Annotated in this window: 4 protein-coding genes; 1 reads left to right on the plus strand and 3 read right to left on the minus strand. The window is 50.7% G+C overall.

All coding sequences use genetic code 11. The annotated features are described in order from the left end of the window. Nucleotides 1-87: 87 nt before the first annotated feature. From minE to minC, 3 genes are read right to left on the minus strand one after another with little or no spacing between them, the layout of a single operon-like run. The gene (gene minE, locus KDK14_RS16130; RefSeq protein WP_257266201.1) at nucleotides 88-357 is read right to left on the minus strand and encodes a cell division topological specificity factor MinE; all 270 of its coding nucleotides are present in this window, start codon (nucleotides 355-357) and stop codon (nucleotides 88-90) included. Next, a complete protein-coding gene (gene minD, locus KDK14_RS16135) occupies nucleotides 354-1169 on the minus strand; it encodes a septum site-determining protein MinD (protein WP_257266202.1) in 816 nt (271 codons plus the stop codon). The genes minE and minD overlap by 4 nt, the downstream gene beginning before the upstream one ends. 48 nt (nucleotides 1170-1217) lie before the next feature. Then, nucleotides 1218-2006, minus strand: a complete 789-nt coding sequence (gene minC / locus KDK14_RS16140; RefSeq protein WP_257266203.1) for a septum site-determining protein MinC — start codon at nucleotides 2004-2006, stop codon at nucleotides 1218-1220. Nucleotides 2007-2127: 121 nt separating this feature from the next. Here minC and lpxL point away from each other — a divergent pair, with 121 nt between their 5' ends. Further along, the gene (gene lpxL / locus KDK14_RS16145; protein ID WP_257266204.1) at nucleotides 2128-3081 is read left to right on the plus strand and encodes an LpxL/LpxP family Kdo(2)-lipid IV(A) lauroyl/palmitoleoyl acyltransferase; all 954 of its coding nucleotides are present in this window, start codon (nucleotides 2128-2130) and stop codon (nucleotides 3079-3081) included. Nucleotides 3082-3206 lie beyond the last annotated feature (125 nt).

The following is a 3206-nucleotide window of genomic DNA, read 5'->3' on the forward strand; positions in this document are numbered from 1 at the left end:
GCAAATAGCCCCGGTATTCACCTCACAAAACCGAATTTTTAGCCTCAATTTTCTGCCATCCTCGCTACGGGGACGCCGAGTCGGGCGCTATTCCCGGACAGCCTCCTGGTCCGGCAGCTGTACATTGACCTCGAGAATAGAACAACCATCTTGAGAGTCCAGCTTGATATCAATGCAGTCCTGTTGGATCTCTATGTATTTTTGAATAACCTGAAGAATATCCCGCTCCATGGCTGGCAGAAAATCACGCCCACTGCGACTGCTTCGTTCATGGGCTACTATAATCTGCAGCCTTTCCTTGGCAATCGCGGCGCTGTTGTCTTCTTTGCGTGAGCGGAATAGCTGCATTAGATTCATCCTATTCCTCCAAACATGCGCTGTAAAAACCCTTTTTTGACGGGTTCAAGAAAACGGTGTGGTATCTCTTCGCCAAGGAAGCGTGCAACCACATCGTTGTATGCCTTACCGGCGTCACTGTCGCTATTGCATACTACGGGTACCCCCTGGTTGGAGGCTTTAAGGACTGAGGTGGACTCAGGAATAACGCCAATCAGGGGTATTGCCAGAATTTCTTCGACATCCTGAATGTTGAGCATTTCTCCCCGTGTCACCCGCTCAGGATTGTAGCGGGTTACCAGTAAATGCTCCTTGACCGGTTCAAGGTTTTCGACGGCACGGCGGGACCTGCTTTGCAAAATACCCAAAATACGGTCAGAGTCCCGGACGGAGGAAACCTCAGGGTTTGTGGTAATAATAGCTTCATCGGCAAAATAGAGTGCCATCAGGGCGCCGTGTTCTATGCCTGCCGGAGAGTCACAGATGATGTATTCAAAGTCTTTTGCCAGCTGGTTCAGGACTCTCTCGACCCCTTCATGGGTAAGGGCCTCCTTATCCCGTGTTTGGGATGCTGGCAGAATCGATAGATTTTCTGTGCGTTTGTCTCTGATCAGCGCCTGATGCAACTCGGCCTCACTATTTATTACATTGACAAAGTCGTATACGACACGTCGTTCGCAGCCCATTAGCAGATCGAGGTTTCGGAGGCCTACATCAAAGTCAATAACAACGGTCCTGTGACCTTTAAGAGCCAATCCTGTTGCAATGGAAGCACTGGTGGTGGTTTTTCCAACGCCACCTTTCCCAGAAGTCACAACAATAATTCGAGCCAAAGTGAAATCCTGTCATAAATCGATAACTGAACTAGTGTCCAGTATTTCTTAAAGTTTCTTTATGTGCAAGCTTTGCGCCTCGAGAGATACAATGACACTGCCACCCCAGAGTGGATCGCTGTTATTGGATGCTGAGGGCATTTTATACTGACCGTTAATGGAAATGAGTTCGGCTTCAAACTGCAGGCAGAATATACGAGCGTCGGTATTGCCATTGACGCCGGCCAGGGCTCGACCGCGTAAGGGGCCATAGACGTGTATGTTACCGGCGGCCAGAAGTTCTGCGCCTGAACTGACCGGGCTGGTAATGACCAGATCACCCTCGGCATAGACCTGCTGACCAGAACGTATCGGATGCTCTATGAGCGTGGTCTTCTGGATTACCGTTTGCGTCTGGTTTGCCGCCTCTGCGGCAGGGTTATTGGCGGTGTGGGATTTCTGCATAATGACCACGTTGGTTTCAACAGGATCTGCAGAGCTGTCTTCTTCCCGGTTCCGTTGCCTTGCTGAGGGTAGCCAGGGTATACCTGCCATCATGGCATCCCGTTTATGGCTATCCTGGCCGCCACGAACAGCAATCAGGATCAGGCCAAATTGTTGCAGGCTATGGCGCAGCAGGTAAAGGTCAATAGACGCTTGTTCCGGGCAGAGGGGGTCGAAGGCGATGATCACCGGTGTCTGCTGGAAAAAATTGGGTGCCTTGCGTGTCATGCTCTCCAGCTGACTGGTAATATCTTCGGGATTGGCAGAATGCAATTCAAGAGTAGTCAGTGTATAAATACCACCGGTCATCTTGAAAGCTGTTGAGGTAGTGCCGGTTTGCAGTTGAAGGGTCATAAAAGACTACTCTGGTTTTGTATAACGGGAATCAGCAGATTGAATGGTCAGCTTTTTATACAACAGCGTTTAGCGTAGAGAACTCAACGTTCAGATACAAGTATTGAATTAACCTGCCTATATGTCGCAAAATCCTGATGATAACAAACAGACTGATGCCCGTGCAGACGACGTCTTTCGCCGGGCGTATCTGCACCCGAAGTATTGGCTGACCTGGCTGGGTATCGGCTTGACCTTTTTCCCTTCCTTGTTGCCTTATCGCTGGATCCTGCATCTGGGTCGGTGGCTTGGACGTATCATTTACCGTGTGGCGGGTGACCGTGTGCACATTGCCCGGGTTAATCTGGAGAAATGTTTTCCCCAGTGGAGCCAGGATGAACAAGAAGTACTGCTGAAGAACAATTTTGAGTCCGTCGGTATCGGTATTATGGAGGTTACCATGGCCTGGTGGTGGCCTTCCGACAGGCTTGAGAACCTGGTGTCTTATCAAGGGCTGGAAACCCTGGAGTATGATGATGGCACTATCCTGATGGTTATGCATTTTACCACCATAGAGTTGGCAGGTCGTCTGATTACCCAGCGTCACAGTGTGGATGCCACCTATCGAGAGCATGGGAATCCGGTCTTTGAATACGTTCAGCGCCGTTTAAGGCATCGTTTCGATCCTGGCAGTCAGTTGCTGAGCAGGAGAGATGTTCGTGGCATGCTGCGTTCATTAAAGTCGGGCAGGATCGTTTGGTATTCACCTGACCAGGACTATGGCATCAAAAATGGACTCTATGTGCCGTTCTTTGGTATTCCCGCAGCGACGATCACCGGTACCTCACGCCTAGCCAAAGCGGGCAGGGCTAAAGTAATTCCTATGACGGTGACTCGCCTTGCTGATGCCAAAGGCTACCAGGTTCAATTGCATTGTGCCCTGGAAGGGATTCCTTCCGGTGACGACTATCAGGATGCGCTGCAGATTAACCAGTTTGTCGAGCAGCGAGTTCGTGAGCATCCTGAGCAGTATATGTGGCTTCATCGGCGGTTTAAAAACCGCCCTCCGGGTGAGGCGGACTTCTATCGGGGCTGATTGTTTGTCTGAATACTCACCGATTGGGTGTCCGGAAATTTCCTTGTCAGAAATGGTATTTCCTGCGTTTCTGCCCGGGAGGCTGTCCGAGAATAGCGCCCGACTGGGCGTCCCCGTAGCGAGGA

The sequence above is a fragment of the Endozoicomonas sp. ONNA2 genome, from assembly GCF_024606365.1.
In the GTDB taxonomy this organism is placed as follows: domain Bacteria; phylum Pseudomonadota; class Gammaproteobacteria; order Pseudomonadales; family Endozoicomonadaceae; genus Endozoicomonas.